Source organism: Agromyces sp. NPDC056523 (genome assembly GCF_042794545.1).
Classification (GTDB): Bacteria; Actinomycetota; Actinomycetes; order Actinomycetales; family Microbacteriaceae; genus Agromyces.
In genome coordinates this window covers 760,232-776,447 of sequence record NZ_JBHTTM010000001.1, presented here as the reverse complement: position 1 = coordinate 776,447, position 16,216 = coordinate 760,232, and the positions used below count along the sequence as shown (strand labels likewise).

The window sequence follows — 16,216 nt, the reverse complement described above, 5'->3', positions numbered from 1 at the left end:
TCGCCACTCGTGACCACTGAAGCACCCGCCACGACCGCTGCCCCGAACGCGACGACCCCGAAGCCGGTGCTCGACACCGTCGAGGTCGCTGCGGCGAGCCCCGAGAAGGAGCAGCCGTACGCGGCGCTGGGCCTGAAGCCCGACGAGTACGAGCGCATCCGCAACATCCTCGGCCGCCGGCCCACGAGCGCCGAGCTCGCGATGTACTCGGTCATGTGGAGCGAGCACTGCTCCTACAAGTCGTCGAAGGTCTACCTGCGCCAGTTCGGCAAGAAGGTCACGCCCGAGATGAAGCAGCACCTCATGGTGGGCATGGGCGAGAACGCGGGCGTGCTCGACATCGGCGAGGGCTGGGCGGTCACCTTCAAGATCGAGTCGCACAACCACCCGTCGTACATCGAGCCGTTCCAGGGCGCCGCGACGGGCGTCGGCGGCATCGTGCGCGACATCATCTCGATGGGCGCGCGCCCGGTCGCCGTCATGGACGCGCTGCGCTTCGGCGCCATCGACCACCCCGACACCGCACGCGTGGTGCACGGCGTCGTCGCGGGCATCAGCTTCTACGGCAACTGCCTCGGCCTGCCGAACATCGGCGGTGAGACCTGGTTCGACCCGGTGTACCAGGCGAACCCGCTCGTGAACGCGCTCGCCGTGGGCGTGATGCGGCACGAGGACCTGCACCTCGCCAACGCCAAGGGCGCCGGCAACAAGGTCGTGCTGTTCGGCGCCCGCACGGGCGGCGACGGCATCGGCGGCGCGTCGATCCTCGCGTCCGACACGTTCGCCGAGGGCGGCCCCACGAAGCGTCCGGCGGTGCAGGTGGGCGACCCGTTCGCCGAGAAGGTGCTCATCGAGTGCTGCCTCGAGCTGTTCGCGGGCGACCTCGTCGAGGGCATCCAAGACCTGGGTGCGGCGGGCATCTCGTGCGCGACCTCCGAGCTCGCGAGCAACGGCGACGGCGGCATGTCGATCGTGCTCGACGAGGTGCTGCTGCGCGACCCCACGCTCACGCCCGAAGAGATCCTGATGTCCGAGAGCCAGGAGCGCATGATGGCCATCGTGCGCCCGGAGAAACTCGACGGCTTCATGGAGGTCGTGAAGAAGTGGGATGTCGAGACCTCCGTGCTCGGCGAGGTCACCGAGACCGGCCGCCTCTCGATCACCTGGCGCGGCGAGGAGATCGTGAACGTCGACCCGCGCACTGTCGCCGTCGACGGCCCGGTCTACGAGCGTCCGGTCGCCTACCCGTCGTACCTCGACGCGCTGCAGGCCGACACGACCGAGTCGCTGGCCCGCCCGGCCGACGACGCCGGCGACGAACTGCGTGCGCAGTTCCTCCAGCTCGTGGGCTCGGCCAACCAGGCCGATGCCGCCTGGATCACGAACCAGTACGACCACTACGTGCTCGGCAACACGGCCCTGGCCTCGCCCGACGACGCCGGCATGATCCGCGTCGACGAGGAGTCGGGCCTCGGCGTCTCGGTCGCGACCGACGCGAACGGCCGCTACTCGCAGCTCGACCCGCGCGCCGGCGCGCAGCTCGCGCTCGCCGAGGCGTACCGCAACGTCGCCGTCACCGGCGCGAAGCCCATGGGCGTCTCGGACTGCCTGAACTTCGGCAGCCCCGAGAACCCCGAGGTCATGTGGCAGTTCGCCCAGTCGGTCGAGGGCCTGGCCGACGGATGCCTCGAGCTCGGCATTCCCGTGACCGGCGGCAACGTGTCGTTCTACAACCAGACCGGCGACGTGCCGATCCACCCGACCCCGGTCGTCGCGGTGCTCGGCGTCATCGACGACGTCGCGCGCCGCATCCCCTCGGGTTGGCAGGACGACGGGCACAACATCTACCTCCTCGGCGACACCTACGCCGAGCTCGACGGGTCGGCGTGGGCCGGCGTCGTGCACGACCACCTGGGTGGCCGCCCGCCGTACGTCGATCTCACCCGCGAGAAGCAGCTCGCCGAGCTGCTGCAGGCGGCGGCGCTCGAGGGCCTCATCGACTCCGCGCACGACCTCTCCGACGGCGGGCTCGCGATCGCGCTCGCCGAGGCCGTGAACCGCTTCGGGGTGGGCGCGCGCGTCTTCCTCGGCGAGGTCACCGAGGACGCCGGCATCGACCTCGCGACCGCGCTCTTCTCCGAGTCGACCGGACGCGTGATCGTCAGCGTCCCCCGCGAAGACGACGTGCGCTTCCGCGGGCTCTGCGAGGGTCGCGGCTACGCGGTGCGCCGCATCGGCGTGACGGATGCCGCGTCGCAGGCGCTCGAGGTGCAGGACGTGTTCACGGTGTCGATCGACGAGCTGCGCGGCCTGAACCGCGCCCCGCTCGCCGACGCGTTCGGCCCCGTCGTCGGGTACTGACGCGCACCGTCCCGCGCGGGGGCGTCGAGTTGCCGGTTTCGCCGGGTCCGCACGCCCTCGACCCGGCGGAAGTGGCATCTCGCGGTGCCGCGCGGTGCGGACGCGCTACTTCGGGGCTCGGGCGTCGACGCTTCGCGTGTCGGCCGTGGCTCGGCGCGCGGCGGCGGACCGGGGCCGGTAGACGACGAGCGACTGGAACGTGAACCGTGCGACGAACGCCACCGCGAGCGTGATGACGGTCGCGAGCACCGCGGTGAACCGGCCCGAGTCGACCATGAGGTAGACGACGGGGATCCGCACGACGGCCTCGGCGTTGTTGAACGCGAACGCGAGCCCGAAGCGCGTCGGCAGTGGCCGTGCGTCGTGACGCAGGTCGCGGAAGACCGAGAGCTCCTGCAGCGCGAAGTTGCCGATGATCGTGACCTCGGTCGCGATGATGGCGGCGGGGAGCCAGTCCATGCCGAGGCTCGTGAGCCCCCAGACGATGAGCGCGTTGACGACGACGCCGATCGCGCCGATGACCGCGAAGCCCGACATGAGGCCGAATCGCAGGTGCGCGAGCTGATGCACGAACCGCAGGCCCTGCCGCAGCGTCGCCTTCGACGAGCCGGCGTGCCGCGGCGCGAACTCGAAGGGCACCTCGGCGATGCGGAGGGGCTGGACGACGAGCATCTCGAGCAGGATCTTGAAGCCGGTGGGTCGGAGCGCCGAGAGGTCGACGCGCTCGCGCACGAACACGAAGAAGCCCGTCATCGGATCGCTCGTGTCGCGCAGGCGCACCGGGAACATCGCCTTCGTGACGAGTGTGGCGGTGCGCGAGACCGCGTGGCGGAGCCATCCGGACAGGCCGGCGGCGCGCCCGCCGCCCGCGTAGCGCGACGCGACCACGAGGTCGACGTCGCCCGTGAGCACGCGCGCGACCAGCTCGGGGATGACCTCGGGTGGATGCTGCAGGTCGCCGTCCATGACGAGGCAGAGCGGCGCGGTCGATGCCGCTGCGCCCGCCACGACCGCGCCCCCGAGTCCGCCGGCCGGATCCGTGCGGTGGATGCACCGCACGGGGAGTCCGGCCTCGGCGGCCACGCGCTCGATGACCGCCGGGGTGTCATCGGTGGAGTCGTCGACGAAGATGATCTCCGCGTCGAGCCCGCTCACGGCGGCCTCGACCCGACGAACGAGCTCGGCGACGTTCGGCCCCTCGTTGAACGTCGGCACGATGATCGTGAGCTGCACGCGCCACGTCCTCCCGCGAATCTCGACCGTTTCACCCTAGCCGGTCGGTTCGGGCGCGGGCTCCGCTCGTGGCACGCGGTAGGGTCGCGTCATCCGATGTTGAGAGCGGGGTGGCGGATGCCGGATGCGCAGGGCGGCGACGGACGGCAGGCGTATCCCGAGGGGTACGCCGCCGCGCACGGCTCGTTCGCCCTCATCCCGGCGGCCTACGTGTTCCTCGTCGAGGGTGAACGCGTGCTCTTGCAGACGCGCGAGGGCACGGGGTACTACGACGGCTGGTGGGCCGCCTCGGCAGCCGGGCACGTCGAGTTCGGCGAGACCGTGATGGCCGGTGCGGTCCGCGAGGTCCTCGAGGAGATCGGCGTCGAGGTCGACGAGTCGGCGCTCGAGCCGATCACCGCGATGCATCGCACGGCCCCCACGGGGCTGCCCGTCGACCAGCGGATCGACGTCTTCTTCGTCGCGCGGTCGTGGCGCGGCATCCCCTCGCTGCAGGAGCAGAAGGCGAGCGCGCTCGAGTGGTTCGCGCTCGATGCGCTGCCCGAGCGCCTCGTGCACCACGAGCGGTTCGCGCTCGAGGGCTGGCGCGACGGCGGGCTGCCGCCGATCACGACGTTCGGGTTCTGATCGTGGAGGCGGTCGTCGGCATCCTCGTCGCGCTCTTCGCTGCGGCGCTCGTGGTGGGCATGGCCGTGCGGGCCGCCCGTGCGCCGCGCGGGCATCGCCTGCGCGCCGCGTTCGGGCCGATCATGGGGGCAGGCGAGACCTACCAGGAGCTGCACACCGGTCAGCGCGGGCTGCAGGACTCGGTGATCGAGTCCATCGCCGAGTCGGAGCAGCGGCCGTCGCGCACCGACTCGTGCGACGAGGGGACCGACCTGCCGCGCTGAACTCGGGCTCACGTCCCCTGCGGCGGGTTCACGAGCAGGTCGACGCGCTCGACGAGGTAGGACTCGATCGGGATGAGCGCGTCATCCCGCGACGGGTTCCAGCGGACCGCGACCTGCGCCGAACCATCGACCGCGGTCGTGAGCACGAGCGGGCCGGATGTCGCGCCCGCGGCGAGCGCGCCGGCCGCGAGCTCGAACGGCTCGGCGTCGAACACGACCGTCGCGCCTTCGGCGATGCCGCCCTTGATCGCGGCGGCGCGAAACGCGCGCTGCTCGGCCACGGACTCGGCCGTGACGCTCTTCCGGGCGGCACGCTCGGCACGGATGACGCGACCCGTCCCGTACACGCGACCGTCGGCGTCGAGCAGCAGCACGCCGAGCCGCCACACGGGCCCGATCACCCGCATGCGCGGCGCACGCGGGACCCCGAGCACGCGGCGCCCCGGCACGTACTCGGCGAGCGTCTCGGTGCGGGCGGATGCCTCGGTGAGCGCCTGGACGGCGCGCCCGACGGCGTCGCGCGCCCGTGCGACTGCCGCCGCGGCATCCGCCTCACCCATGACCCGAGCCTATTCGGCGCTCGATTTCGCGCAGCGACGTGCCGAAAGACCCATACGAGTCGGCGACCCGTGGCTAGCGTCGAGCCACGCGGGAGTGACCCTCACCCGCACCGAGGAAAGGGAAACGCCGTGGGCAACTTGTGGGACTTCCTGGTCTGGCTCTTCTGGTTCTACGTGATCATCGCGTGCATCTGGATCTTCATCACCGTGTTCATCGACATCTTCCGGGATCCGAGCCTCAACGGATGGGCGAAGGCCCTGTGGGTGATCTTCCTCGTCTTCCTCCCGTTCCTGGCCGCATTCATCTACCTGATCGCACGCGGCCAGAGCATGACCCAGCGGAACATGGAGCGGGCGCAGGCGATGAACGCCCAGCAGGCCGACTACATCCGCTCGGTCGCGGGCTCCGGCGGCCAATCGGCGTCCGCCGAGATAGAGTCCGCCAAGCGGCTGCTCGACAGCGGCGCGATCACGCAGGCCGAGTACGAGTCGCTGAAGGCCAAGGCGCTGCAGTCCGCGTGACCCGTCGGGATGGCGCGGCTCAGCGCGTGCGCTCGATGAGCACGAGCAGCGCCATCCCATACGCCTCGGATGCGTCGGGGTGCTCGAATCGGCGCCGCTCGCCGGCGAGCTCGATCTCGACCTCGAACGCGTCGGTCAGGCGCCGCAGGCCGCGGAAGGTCGCGCGCAGCAGTTCGCGGAGCTGGTCCTCACGCGGGAGCCACACGGCGTCGGCCAGTGCGACGGAATCCAGCGCCCACTCGGTCGTGCCATTGAACGCCAAGATCGGACCCGTCGGGTAGCGGCGGCTCTCGATCGTCATCTCGCTCACCGTGAACGTGTCGGCCTCGACATCGGCCTCGACGTCGCTCGGCAGGTCGAGCTGGAAGCGATCGCCCGACTCGGGGTGCCAGACCAGGCCGGCGTCGCGCAGTTGCAGGGCGAGCTCGCGGCTGATCATTGCGACCCCCCGGAGTCGCCCGATCGCTTCCGGATCCGCGCCGGTCCGAGCCCGGCGGCGAGGCCGACGACGATGATGCCCGCGAACAGGAGTCCGTAGCGCGCGGTGAGCACGCCGATGAGGCCGAGCGCGGCGCCGACCACGACGAGCACACGCGCGATCCGCAGCCGCACGCCCGGCTTCGACCACCAACGGCCGATCGCCCCGCGGATCACGAGCCCACCCGGGCCGGATCGAGCACGAGTCCGGTCGCCTGCTCGGCGAACGCCCAGACCCGCGCGCCGATCCGCGGATCGCGGGACACGCGCGTCGGCATCGCGAGCCGAGGCGGTCCCTTCGTCGCATACTGCGGACCCCAGAACTGCCCGCCCTCGACGTCGTCGGCGACGACGGCGTGCACGATGGGCTCGGCGCCGCGGTGCTTTCCCTGCGAGAAGGGCGCCTGCAGGGCGTCGGCGAAGCGGTCGAGGCGCGCGGGCTCGTTGACGCCCGGCACGCGGGGCGTCCGCCCCGAGATCGAGTAGCCCGGGTGTGCGACGAGGCTGTGCACCCGGGGCACCGCGGATGCCGCGCCCACCGCCTCCGCGCCGTCCACGGCTGCACGACGCAGGCGTCGGTCGAGCTCGAACGCGATCGACGTCGCCGCGATCTTCGACTGCGCGTACGCACGCCACGCGTCGTACGACCGAAGCAACTGGAGGTCGTCGACGCGGAACGTCGACAGCATCGTCGAGAGCGAGCCGATCGTCACCACGCGCGCGCCGGTCGCGAGGTGCGGCAGCACGCGGGCCAGGAGCGCGAAGTGCCCGAGCACGTTCGTCGCGAGCACGAGCTCGTTGCCGTCGACGCTCTCGAGCCGCGCCGCGGGCGTGTGCACCATGCCGGCGTTGAGCACGACGGCGTCGAGCGGCGCCCGGTCGAGCAGCCGTTCCGCGCCCACCTGCACGGACTCGAGCGACGAGGTGTCGATGACGAGCGAGTCGACGTCGGCGCGCGGCATCCGGCCCCGGATGGCGGCGACCGCCGCCGCAAGTCGTTCGGGGCTGCGACCCGAGAGCGTCACGTGCGCGCCGGCCCGCGCCAGTCGCGCCGACGTGAAGAAGCCCAGCCCCGCGTTCGCCCCGGTGACGAGCACCGATCGACCCGCCTGGGATGGGATCGGGAGCGGGTACCAGCTCACAGGCCCTCCGCGCCGTTCGAGTCGGCGAGCTCCTCGTGGTGGCGGATGACCTCGGCGACCACGAAGTTGAACCACTTCTCGGCGAACGCCGGATCGAGGTGCGCATCCTCGGCGAGGGCCCGGAGCCGAGCGATCTGGCGCTTCTCGCGCTCGGGATCGCTCGGCGGCAGGCCGTGCTCGGCCTTCAGGCGCCCGACCTGCTGCGTGAACTTGAACCGCTCGGCCAGCAGGTGGATGAGCGCCGCGTCGATGTTGTCGATGCTCGAGCGGATGCCGAGCAGCTCCGTCATCGCGGCGTCGCGCTCGTCGATCGGAGCGGCGGGGGTCTCGGCGGTCATGCATCGACCCTACGGCCACTCAGCCGCCGGTGCTCCCGACCGCCGAGCGGAAGGCGCGCAGCCGCAGGCTGTTGCCCACCACGAAGATGCTCGAGAAGGCCATGGCCGCCCCCGCCAGCATCGGATTGAGCAGGCCGAGCGCCGCGAGCGGGATCGCCGCGACGTTGTACGCGAACGCCCAGAACAGGTTTCCCCGGATGACGCCGAGCGTGCGCCGCGACAGCCGGATCGCGTCGACGGCCGCGAGCAGGTCGCCGCGGACGAGCGTGAGGTCGGCGGCCTCGATGGCGACGTCGCTGCCCGTGCCCATCGCGATGCCGAGGTCGGCCTGCGCGAGCGCAGCCGCGTCGTTGACGCCGTCGCCGACCATGGCGACCGAACGGCCCTCTCCCTGAAGCTGCGCCACGACCGCCGCCTTGTCGGCGGGGAGTACCTCGGCGATGACGCGCTCGATGCCGACCTCGGCCGCGACCCGTCGGGCGACCGTCTCGTTGTCGCCCGTGAGCAGGATCGGCTCGAGGCCGAGACCACGGAGTCTCGCGACCGCGTCGGCGCTCGTGGGCTTGACGGCGTCGGCGACCGTGAGCGCGCCGCGCACGGCGCCGTCCCACGCGACGACCACCGCGGTGCGGCCTTCGGCCTCGGCGTCGGCAATGGATGCCGCGACGCGCGCATCGGGTTCGATGGCCCACTCCCCCAGCAGCGCCGGTCGGCCCACGAGCACGAGGTGCCCCTCGACGACGCCGTGCACACCGAGGCCCGGGCGGTTCTCGAAGGACTCGGGCGACGGCAGGGTGCCGACGCGCGCGGCCGCGCCATCCGCGATCGCCTTGGCGACCGGGTGCTCGGACGCGTGCTCGAGCGCGCCGGCCAGGCGCAGGAGCTCGGCCTCATCGACGTCGTCGGCAGTGTGGATGCCGGCGAGCGACATCCGCCCGCTCGTCACCGTGCCGGTCTTGTCGAGCACGATCGTGTCGACGCGGCGCGTGGATTCGAGCACCTCGGGACCCTTGATGAGCACGCCGAGCTGCGCGCCGCGGCCGGTGCCGACGAGCAGCGCCGTGGGCGTGGCGAGGCCGAGCGCGCACGGGCACGCGATGATGAGCACCGCGACGGCGGCCGTGAACGCGGCCTCGGGGGGAAAGCCGCCGCCGAGCCACATCCCCAGCGTGCCGACCGCGATGAGGATGACGACGGGCACGAACACGCCCGCGACGCGATCGGCGAGCCGCTGCACCTGCGCCTTGCCGGCCTGGGCGTCCTCGACAAGCCGGGCCATCTGGGCGAGCTGCGTTTCGGCGCCGACGCGGGTCGCACGCACCACGAGGCGTCCGCCCGCGTTCACCGTCGCTCCGATGACGGCGTCCCCGGCCTCGACCTCGACAGGCACCGACTCGCCGGTCACGAGCGACGCGTCGACCGCGCTGCGGCCGTCGACCACGAGGCCGTCGGTCGCGATCTTCTCGCCGGGGCGCACGACGAACACGTCGCCGACCACGAGCTGCTCGACGGGGATGCGCGTCTCGACGCCGTCGCGGAGCACCGCGACCTCCTTCACGCCGAGCTCGAGCAGTGCGCGCAGTGCCGCGCCCGCTGCACGCTTCGACCGCTTCTCGAGGTAGCGGCCGAGCAGCACGAACATCGTGACGCCCGCCGCGACCTCGAGGTAGAGGTTCGCCGATCCGTCGCTCGGCGCGACCGTGAGCTCGAACCCGTGCACCATGCCGGGCTCGCCCGCCGTGCCGAGGAAGAGCGCGTACAACGACCATGCGAATGCGGCGGTCACGCCGAGCGAGACGAGAGTGTCCATCGTGGCGGCACCGTGGCGCAGGTTCACGAGGGCGGCGCGGTGGAACGGCCAGGCCGCCCAGGTCACGACCGGCGCCGCGAGCGCCAGCGACGCCCACTGCCAGGACGTGAACTGCCACGCCGGGATCATGGCGAGCAGGATCACGGGCACGGAGAGCACGACGGAGGCGATGAGCCGCGTGCGGAGCGAGCGCAGCTCGGCGTCGGCGCGGGTCCCGGGGTCGGGCGTGCCGGTACCGGTGCCGCCGCCGGCCGCCGAGGTGGGCGATGCCGGGGGCGGCGGAAGCTCGGCCCGGTACCCCGCGGCCTCGACCGTCGCGATGAGCTCGGCCGTGTCGACCCCGGACGGTGCCGTCACGCGCGCCTTCTCGGTCGCGTAGTTCACCGTCGCGGTGACGCCGTCGAGCCGGTTCAGCTTCTTCTCGATGCGCATCGCGCACGATGCGCAGGTCATGCCGCCGATCTCGAGCTCGAGCGTGCGCTCGGCGTTCGCCTCGGCCGGGCCGGATGTCGCGAGGTCGGTGGTCATCCGTGGTCCTCCCCGTGCGACGACTCGGCGGGGCCGTGCGACGCGCCGTCGCCGTGCGCGTCGCCGCCCGCGGCATCCGTCGCCTCGCCCGTGGCGGTCAGCACGAACGGCACGGAGAGCACGCGACCGTCGAGCTGCAGGTCCAGGTAGAGGAGGTAGCGCCCGGCTGTGGGCGCCGTGGCCATGAAGGCGATCTCGGGACCCGGATCGGTGACGCCATCACCGGGCTCGCCCATGGGGTGGACGTGCAGGTAGGCGAGGTCGCCCTGGCGGAGCGCGACGAGGTGTCCGTAGGCGCCGAGGTACGGCTCGAGCGTCGTCACGGGCTCGCCGTCGCGCGTCACGGCGAACGTCAGCTCGCGCTCGGCGCCGGCGACGAGCTCGCCGGCCAGCTCGACCGTGACGCCGTCGACGGTCGCCGTCGTCGCGTCGGCCGTGCGCGGCTCGGGCGCGAAGGCGCCGGCCACGTCGACCGTGCTCGTGAGCGTGACGGTCTCGCCGAGCGCGCTGGGCACGAAGTCGGCGAAGACGCGGTAGGTGCCGCCGGCATCGAACGCGAACGGGACCGTCCACGTGCCGTCGTCGCCGAGCTCGGGGTGCACGTGGCGGAAGTGCGCGCCGTCGGTGCGCACCACGATGAGGTGCAGCCGCTTCTCGTGCGCAGTGTCGTAGGCGATGAGCGGTTCGCCCGCGGCATCCGTGATGGCGAAGGAGATCGATCCGGCCTCACCCGTAGCGGTCGGCGCGGTGAGCGCGGTGAGCGTGTAGCCGCGGTGCGAGACCGACAGGCCCCGCACGTCGTCGGCGGCGGTCGGGGTCGATGCGGATGCCGCGGCGCCGGCGTATCCGCCGTGCCCGGCTTCAGGCGTGTCCATGTGGTCGTCCTCGATCGAGGTCCATGCGGCCGAGGCGTCGGCCGGGATGAAGAGCGGGGCCGCGACGAGCGCGACGGTGAAGACCGCCGCCGCGCCCGCCGCGAACAGCCCCAGCCTGGCTGCCGTGTGCACGTCGACTCGCGTCAGACGCGCACGGCGGCGTAGCCGGCCTCCTCGACCGCGGCGATCACGCCGGCGTCGTCGAGGTCGGACGGGGCGGAGATCGCGAGCCGGCCGGCGGAGGCGGACACGCGGATGTCCGTCACGCCGGCGAGCTGCTCGACCTCTTCGCGCACCGACAGCTCGCAGTGGCCGCACGTCATGCCGGTCACCTGGTACTCGCGCTCGCTCATCGTTGGAACTCCCTGTCTGGATCTCGGTCGGTTCGATGGTACCCCACTGGGGTATGTCTCGTTCGAACGTTATACCCCTTGGGGGTATTCCGCAAGGGCCCGACCCGACGACGACGAACGGCGCGGCATCCGTTCCCCCGAACGGATGCCGCGCCGCGTCGGACGCCGCGTTCCCCTATCGCGGCGTCGCCCGCCGGATCACCAGGAACCCGGCGACGGCCCACGCCAGCGCCTTCACGAGCACGATGGTGAACACGCCCACCAGCCCGATGGACATGAGCCACTCCGCAAGCGCCGGCCAGGACTCGGTGAAGGTCAGGGCAGCGATGGCGACCAGGATGACCGCGACGGCACCGAACACCAGCGTGAGCATGCCGCGCATCCGCCAGCGCATGTAGATCGTCGTGATGCCCGCGCCGATGAACAGCACCAGGAGCTGCATCGCGAACGTCGTGAAGAAGTCCACGAGCCAGCCCTCCTGGCCGTACCAGAGCGCGTCGAACATGGCCGCGTTGACCCACCATCCGTTCGTGAGCTGCTCGACCTGGACGAGCGTCGCGATGGCGACGGCCATCTCGAGCGAGACGAACAGGAACATCGCGCTCGTGCCCAGCCAGTAGTCGCGGCGCGTCGCACCGAAGCCGAGCGCGAACGAGAACGTGAACGCGACCGCCTGCACGCCGACCGCGATGAGGTACCACTGCGGCGAGATCACGGCCCAGCTGTACCGCATGCCCTCCGTGATCTCGGCGGGCGGCACCCCGGCGCTGGTCATGATCAGCGCGATGAGCACCGAGATGGCCCACGCGCCGCCGAGGATGATCCACGGCACCCCGAACAGGATGGACGGGTTCACGGCGTGGAGCCGGATGATGCGCCAGATCTCGTGCGGACGGAACCGCGACGCCTGGTCGATCGGCAGGGCGGTGACGACGGCGGTCATGCTGCGGCCTCCTCTTCGGTCGTTCCGGCGAGGTCGGCGCCTGTGAGATGGACGATGAGCTGCTGGAGCGAGACGGGCGCGAGCTCGAGGCCGAGCTCCGCCGCCTCGAGGCGTTCGGATCGGTCGAGGCGACCGTCGATCGTCACGGACGCGAGGCCGCCGAGCGAGTCCCGGCCGATCACCGGACGGTCCGCCACGAACCGCTCGACGGCGGCCCGGGAGCCGGCGACGGTCGTCGCGCTCCCGCGCACCTCGTCGGCGTCGCGGTCGAGCAGGATTCGCCCCTGGTCGATCAGGACGATGTGCTCGAGCAGGTTCGCGACCTCGTCGATCAGGTGGGTCGACAGCACGACCGTGCGCGGGTGCTCGGCGTAGTCCTCGAGCAGCCGGTCGTAGAAGATGTGCCGCGCGACTGCGTCGAGCCCGAGGTACGGCTCGTCGAAGAACGTGAGGGGCGCGCGTGAGGCGAGTCCCACGATCACGCCCACCGCGCTCAGCTGGCCCCGCGAGAGCTTCTTGATGCGGCGCTTGACCGGAAGGCGGAAGTCGGCGACGAGCCGCTCGGCGAACGCCGCATCCCAGTGCTCGAAGAACCAGGGCGCGGCCCGGAACACGTGGGCCGGAGTGAAGTCCTCGGGGTAGCGCTGCGCCTCGGCGATGAAGCACATCCGGCGCAGGACGTCGGCGTGCTCGGCGGGAGCTCGGCCGAAGACCTCGAGCTCCCCGCCGTTCGGGAAGATCTGGCCCGTGAGCAGCTGCATGATCGTGGTCTTGCCGGCGCCGTTGCGGCCGAGGAGTCCGTAGATGCGACCCTCCTCGAACGACAGGTCGACGCCGTCGATCGCCGTGAACGAGCCGTAGCGCTTCGTGAGCCCACGCGCGCGGACGACGGTGCTGGTCATGTCAGGATCCTTTCCTCGCGGAGCATGCCCGCGAGCTCGTCGACGCCGATGCCGAGCTTGGCGGCCTCGACGATGAGCGGTTGGAGGTACTCGGCGGCGAACTCGGCCCGCCGGCGCTCGATGAGGCGATCGCGCACGCCCGGCACCACGAACATGCCGACGCCTCGGCGCTTGGCGACGATCCCCTGCTCGACGAGCCGGTTCACGCCCTTGAGCGCGGTGGCCGGGTTGATGCGGTGGAACGCGGCGAGCTCGTTGATCGAGGGGATCGCGGCATCCTCGGCGATGGTGCCGTCGATGATGTCGTTCTCGATCTGCTCCGCGATCTGCAGGAAGATCGGCCGCGATTCGTCCATCCGCCCCTCCGATTCGGTTGCTTGGTTAGTTACTTCACTAGCTAACCAACCATGCACCGAGGATGATGTCAAGAGGTTCGGGCGGATGGCGCGTCGATTCGCGCGCCCGCTCGCTCGAGCAGCGCAGCGGCCCACGGATGGCGCGGCCGAGCGGGCGACGGTCAGGCGCGTGCGGCGGCGCGCCGCGGCATCCGCACCCGCCCCTGCGCGAGCAGGATGCCCGCCATGACAACGAGTGCGCCGATCGGCTCGTTCCACGTGAGCGGCTCGCGCAGGATCAGCACGCCGAGCACCACGCCGACGACCGGCGTGACGTACGTGACCGTCGACGCGTTCGTCGGCCCCCAGTCGCGGATCACGCCGATGTTCCACACGTAGGCGAGCCCGGTGCCGGCGATGCCGAGGATCGCGAGGCACACCACGACGGCGGCGTCGATCCGCACCGGGCCGACCGCCAGCCACGGCGTCAGCAGCAGCATGACCGCTCCGGCCGTGCCGACCTGGAGGAACGCGAACGTCGTCGCCGCGATCGGGCGCCCGCTCAGGAAGCGCCGGGTGTACCCGAACATCACGCCGTAGCACGCCGTCGCGCCGAGGATGGCGAGCTGGCCCGCGAGGTCGCCGCCGAGTTCGGCGTTCCACGGCGCGATGATGACCGCCACGCCGACGATGCCCACCAGCACGCCGAGCCACCGCGACGCGTCGAGCCGCTCCACGCGGAACGCGAGCGTCGCGATGAGCGCCGTCATGATCGGCGTCGTCGCGTTGAGGATCGAAGCCAGGCTCGAGGTCACCGACTGCTGCGCCCACGCGAACAGCAGGAACGGCACGACGCATCCGGTCACGCCGATGACGAGGAAGTGCAGCCAGACGGCCGGCTCGCGCGGCAGCACCGGCCCCCCGTCGACGCGCGGGCGCGCGACCAGCACCACGAGGCCGAGCGTGATGGCGCCGAAGACGATACGCGCCCAGGCGACCTGGGTGAACGAGAGCCCGGTCAGCGCGACGGCGATGAAGAGGAAGCTCGCGCCCCACACGAGCCCCGCGGCCAGGAACTGCACCCACGTGCGCACGCCGCCCTTCCGGCTCTGCGGCGGTGCCGAGCTCGGGGCGGCGGCCGGCGCGGCGTTCGGGGTCGAGGTTCGCGTGTCCACCGCCTCACGGTACGTCCGCGCGGGCGGCGCGGCGAGGCCTGCCGAACGCGATGTCCGGAACCCGCCGAACGTTGGCAGCCGCTGCCGCGCCGGGCCGTCTCCCGGCCGCCCTCACCGCCGTTCTCGGCCCATTCCGCCCCTGCCGTCGGAGCGTCCGGCGACCTAGGCTGGCCCGCATGGCCCAACAGTTCGATGTCGTCGTCCTCGGCGCGGGTCCAGGCGGGTATGTCGCCGCCATCCGCGCCGCCCAGCTCGGCCTGAAGGTGGCCGTCGTCGAGGAGAGGTACTGGGGCGGCGTCTGCCTCAACGTCGGGTGCATCCCCTCGAAGGCGCTCCTGCGCAACGCCGAGCTCGCCCACATCTTCCATGCCCAGGCCGCGACGTTCGGCATCTCGGGCGACGTGCACTTCGACTTCGGCGTCGCGTTCGACCGGAGCCGCCAGGTGTCGGAGAAGCACGTCAAGGGCGTGCACTTCCTGATGAAGAAGAACGGGATCACCGAGTTCGACGGCCGCGGCGCGTTCCGCGACGCGAACACGCTCGACGTCACGAAGGCCGACGGCTCGGTCGAGACGATCTCGTTCCGCAACGCGATCATCGCGACCGGCTCGCAGGTGCGGCTGCTGCCCGGCGTGCAGCTCTCGCAGAACGTCGTCACCTACGAGACGCAGATCCTCACGCGTGATCTTCCGCGCTCGATCGCGATCGTCGGCGCCGGCGCGATCGGCATGGAGTTCGCCTATGTGCTGCGAAACTACGGCGTCGAGGTCACGGTCCTCGAGTTCCTCGACCGCGCCCTGCCCAACGAGGACGTCGAGGTCTCGAAGGAGATCACGCGGCAGTACCGCAACCTCGGCATCCCGATCCTCGCGTCGACGAAGGTGGACACGGTCGTCGACGACGGCACCTCCGTCACCGTCTCGTACACCGGCGCCGACGGGCAGCCCGGTTCGCTCGAGGTCGACAAGGCGCTCATCTCGGTCGGCTTCGCCCCGAACGTCGAGGGCTTCGGACTCGAGAACGCGGGCGTGCAGCTCACCGAGCGCGGCGCGATCGCCATCGACGAGCGGATGCGCACCAACGTGCCGCACATCTACGCGATCGGCGACGTCACCGCCAAGCTCATGCTCGCCCACGTCGCCGAGGCGCAGGGCGTCGTCGCGGCCGAGACCATCGGCGACGCCGAGACCATGGAGCTCGGCGACTACCGGATGATGCCGCGCGCGACGTTCTGCTCGCCGCAGGTCGCGAGCTTCGGCCTCACCGAGCAGCAGGCCCGCGACGAGGGCCACGACGTGGTCGTCGCCAAGTTCCCGTTCACCGCGAACGGCAAGGCGAACGGCCTCGGCGACCCGGTGGGGTTCGTGAAGCTCGTCGCCGACAAGGAGCACCTCGAGCTCCTCGGCGGCCACCTCATCGGCCCGGATGTCTCGGAGCTGCTGCCCGAGCTCACCCTGGCGCAGAAGTGGGACCTCGGCGCGCTCGAGCTCGCCCGCAACGTGCACACCCACCCGACGCTGTCGGAGGCGCTGCAGGAGGCGTTCCACGGCCTGGTGGGCCACATGATCAACATGTGAGGCGGACGCTGCGGGATGAGGAGGCGCGCAGCGCCGCCTCGAAACCGCGCAGCGCAACGGGGGCGGATGGCGGACCCGAAGTCCGCGACGTCCGCCCCCGTCGTGCCGGCGACGAGGCCAGGGCAGGCGTTCCCACCCCGTCGCAGTCGATCCCGGCGACCGCCCCGCTTCCCGAGACGGGGCGGCCGCCGGAGC

18 protein-coding genes are annotated in these 16,216 nt (G+C 71.6%); 5 read left to right on the top strand and 13 right to left on the bottom strand.

The window, feature by feature from the left end:
- Positions 1-9 precede the first annotated feature (9 nt).
- Entirely contained in the window at positions 10-2,361 is a 2,352-nt protein-coding gene (gene purL / locus ACFQ58_RS03760) for a phosphoribosylformylglycinamidine synthase subunit PurL (protein WP_376949686.1), read from the top strand.
- 105 nt (positions 2,362-2,466) lie between these two features.
- On the opposite strand, the gene ACFQ58_RS03755 is transcribed toward purL, so the two are convergent.
- The gene (locus ACFQ58_RS03755; protein ID WP_376949684.1) at positions 2,467-3,594 is read right to left on the bottom strand and encodes a glycosyltransferase; all 1,128 of its coding nucleotides are present in this window, start codon (positions 3,592-3,594) and stop codon (positions 2,467-2,469) included.
- 117 nt (positions 3,595-3,711) lie between these two features.
- Between ACFQ58_RS03755 and ACFQ58_RS03750 the strand changes: the two genes are divergently transcribed.
- Together ACFQ58_RS03750 and ACFQ58_RS03745 are read left to right on the top strand one after the other, a co-directional pair.
- Positions 3,712-4,221 carry an NUDIX domain-containing protein gene (locus ACFQ58_RS03750; protein WP_376949682.1) on the top strand — a complete coding sequence of 170 codons (510 nt, stop codon included), beginning with the start codon at positions 3,712-3,714 and terminating at the stop codon, positions 4,219-4,221.
- Positions 4,222-4,223: 2 nt separating this feature from the next.
- Complete coding sequence (locus ACFQ58_RS03745) at positions 4,224-4,484, top strand: hypothetical protein (RefSeq protein WP_376949680.1); 261 nt, start codon at positions 4,224-4,226, stop codon at positions 4,482-4,484.
- A gap of 8 nt (positions 4,485-4,492) precedes the next feature.
- Here the strand turns inward: ACFQ58_RS03745 and ACFQ58_RS03740 are convergent, their stop codons facing one another.
- Positions 4,493-5,044 (bottom strand): hypothetical protein, encoded by a 552-nt coding sequence (locus ACFQ58_RS03740; RefSeq protein WP_376949678.1) that lies wholly within the window; start codon positions 5,042-5,044, stop codon positions 4,493-4,495.
- A gap of 129 nt (positions 5,045-5,173) precedes the next feature.
- Between ACFQ58_RS03740 and ACFQ58_RS03735 the strand changes: the two genes are divergently transcribed.
- On the top strand, positions 5,174-5,566 hold the full coding sequence (locus ACFQ58_RS03735) for an SHOCT domain-containing protein (protein WP_376949676.1): 393 nt from the start codon (positions 5,174-5,176) through the stop codon (positions 5,564-5,566).
- Between the two features lie 19 nt (positions 5,567-5,585).
- On the opposite strand, the gene ACFQ58_RS03730 is transcribed toward ACFQ58_RS03735, so the two are convergent.
- The 11 genes from ACFQ58_RS03730 to ACFQ58_RS03680 form a co-directional block, all read right to left on the bottom strand.
- Entirely contained in the window at positions 5,586-6,005 is a 420-nt protein-coding gene (locus ACFQ58_RS03730) for a pilus assembly protein CpaE (protein ID WP_376949674.1), read from the bottom strand.
- Complete coding sequence (locus tag ACFQ58_RS03725) at positions 6,002-6,220, bottom strand: hypothetical protein (protein ID WP_376949672.1); 219 nt, start codon at positions 6,218-6,220, stop codon at positions 6,002-6,004. The genes ACFQ58_RS03730 and ACFQ58_RS03725 overlap by 4 nt, the downstream gene beginning before the upstream one ends.
- Positions 6,217-7,185 carry an SDR family NAD(P)-dependent oxidoreductase gene (locus ACFQ58_RS03720; protein ID WP_376949670.1) on the bottom strand — a complete coding sequence of 323 codons (969 nt, stop codon included), beginning with the start codon at positions 7,183-7,185 and terminating at the stop codon, positions 6,217-6,219. The genes ACFQ58_RS03725 and ACFQ58_RS03720 overlap by 4 nt, the downstream gene beginning before the upstream one ends.
- Positions 7,182-7,523, bottom strand: coding sequence for a chorismate mutase (locus ACFQ58_RS03715; RefSeq protein WP_376949668.1), 342 nt, complete (start codon positions 7,521-7,523; stop codon positions 7,182-7,184). The genes ACFQ58_RS03720 and ACFQ58_RS03715 overlap by 4 nt, the downstream gene beginning before the upstream one ends.
- Positions 7,524-7,542: 19 nt before the next feature.
- Positions 7,543-9,861, bottom strand: coding sequence for a heavy metal translocating P-type ATPase (locus ACFQ58_RS03710; RefSeq protein WP_376949666.1), 2,319 nt, complete (start codon positions 9,859-9,861; stop codon positions 7,543-7,545).
- Positions 9,858-10,868: a heavy-metal-associated domain-containing protein gene (locus ACFQ58_RS03705; protein ID WP_376949664.1), complete on the bottom strand. Its 1,011-nt coding sequence runs from the start codon at positions 10,866-10,868 to the stop codon at positions 9,858-9,860. Before ACFQ58_RS03705 ends, ACFQ58_RS03710 begins: the two co-directional genes overlap by 4 nt.
- An 11-nt stretch (positions 10,869-10,879) precedes the next feature.
- Complete coding sequence (locus ACFQ58_RS03700) at positions 10,880-11,089, bottom strand: heavy-metal-associated domain-containing protein (protein ID WP_376949662.1); 210 nt, start codon at positions 11,087-11,089, stop codon at positions 10,880-10,882.
- Positions 11,090-11,264: 175 nt separating this feature from the next.
- The gene (locus tag ACFQ58_RS03695) at positions 11,265-12,032 is read right to left on the bottom strand and encodes a hypothetical protein (RefSeq protein ID WP_376949660.1); all 768 of its coding nucleotides are present in this window, start codon (positions 12,030-12,032) and stop codon (positions 11,265-11,267) included.
- Positions 12,029-12,934 (bottom strand): ABC transporter ATP-binding protein, encoded by a 906-nt coding sequence (locus ACFQ58_RS03690; protein WP_376949658.1) that lies wholly within the window; start codon positions 12,932-12,934, stop codon positions 12,029-12,031. Before ACFQ58_RS03690 ends, ACFQ58_RS03695 begins: the two co-directional genes overlap by 4 nt.
- Positions 12,931-13,290, bottom strand: coding sequence for a GntR family transcriptional regulator (locus tag ACFQ58_RS03685; RefSeq protein ID WP_376949656.1), 360 nt, complete (start codon positions 13,288-13,290; stop codon positions 12,931-12,933). The genes ACFQ58_RS03690 and ACFQ58_RS03685 overlap by 4 nt, the downstream gene beginning before the upstream one ends.
- A gap of 161 nt (positions 13,291-13,451) precedes the next feature.
- The gene (locus ACFQ58_RS03680) at positions 13,452-14,444 is read right to left on the bottom strand and encodes a DMT family transporter (protein ID WP_376949654.1); all 993 of its coding nucleotides are present in this window, start codon (positions 14,442-14,444) and stop codon (positions 13,452-13,454) included.
- 176 nt (positions 14,445-14,620) lie between these two features.
- On the opposite strand from ACFQ58_RS03680, the gene lpdA reads away from it, so the two are divergent.
- A complete protein-coding gene (lpdA, locus tag ACFQ58_RS03675) occupies positions 14,621-16,021 on the top strand; it encodes a dihydrolipoyl dehydrogenase (RefSeq protein WP_376949653.1) in 1,401 nt (466 codons plus the stop codon).
- Positions 16,022-16,216: the final 195 nt, after the last annotated feature.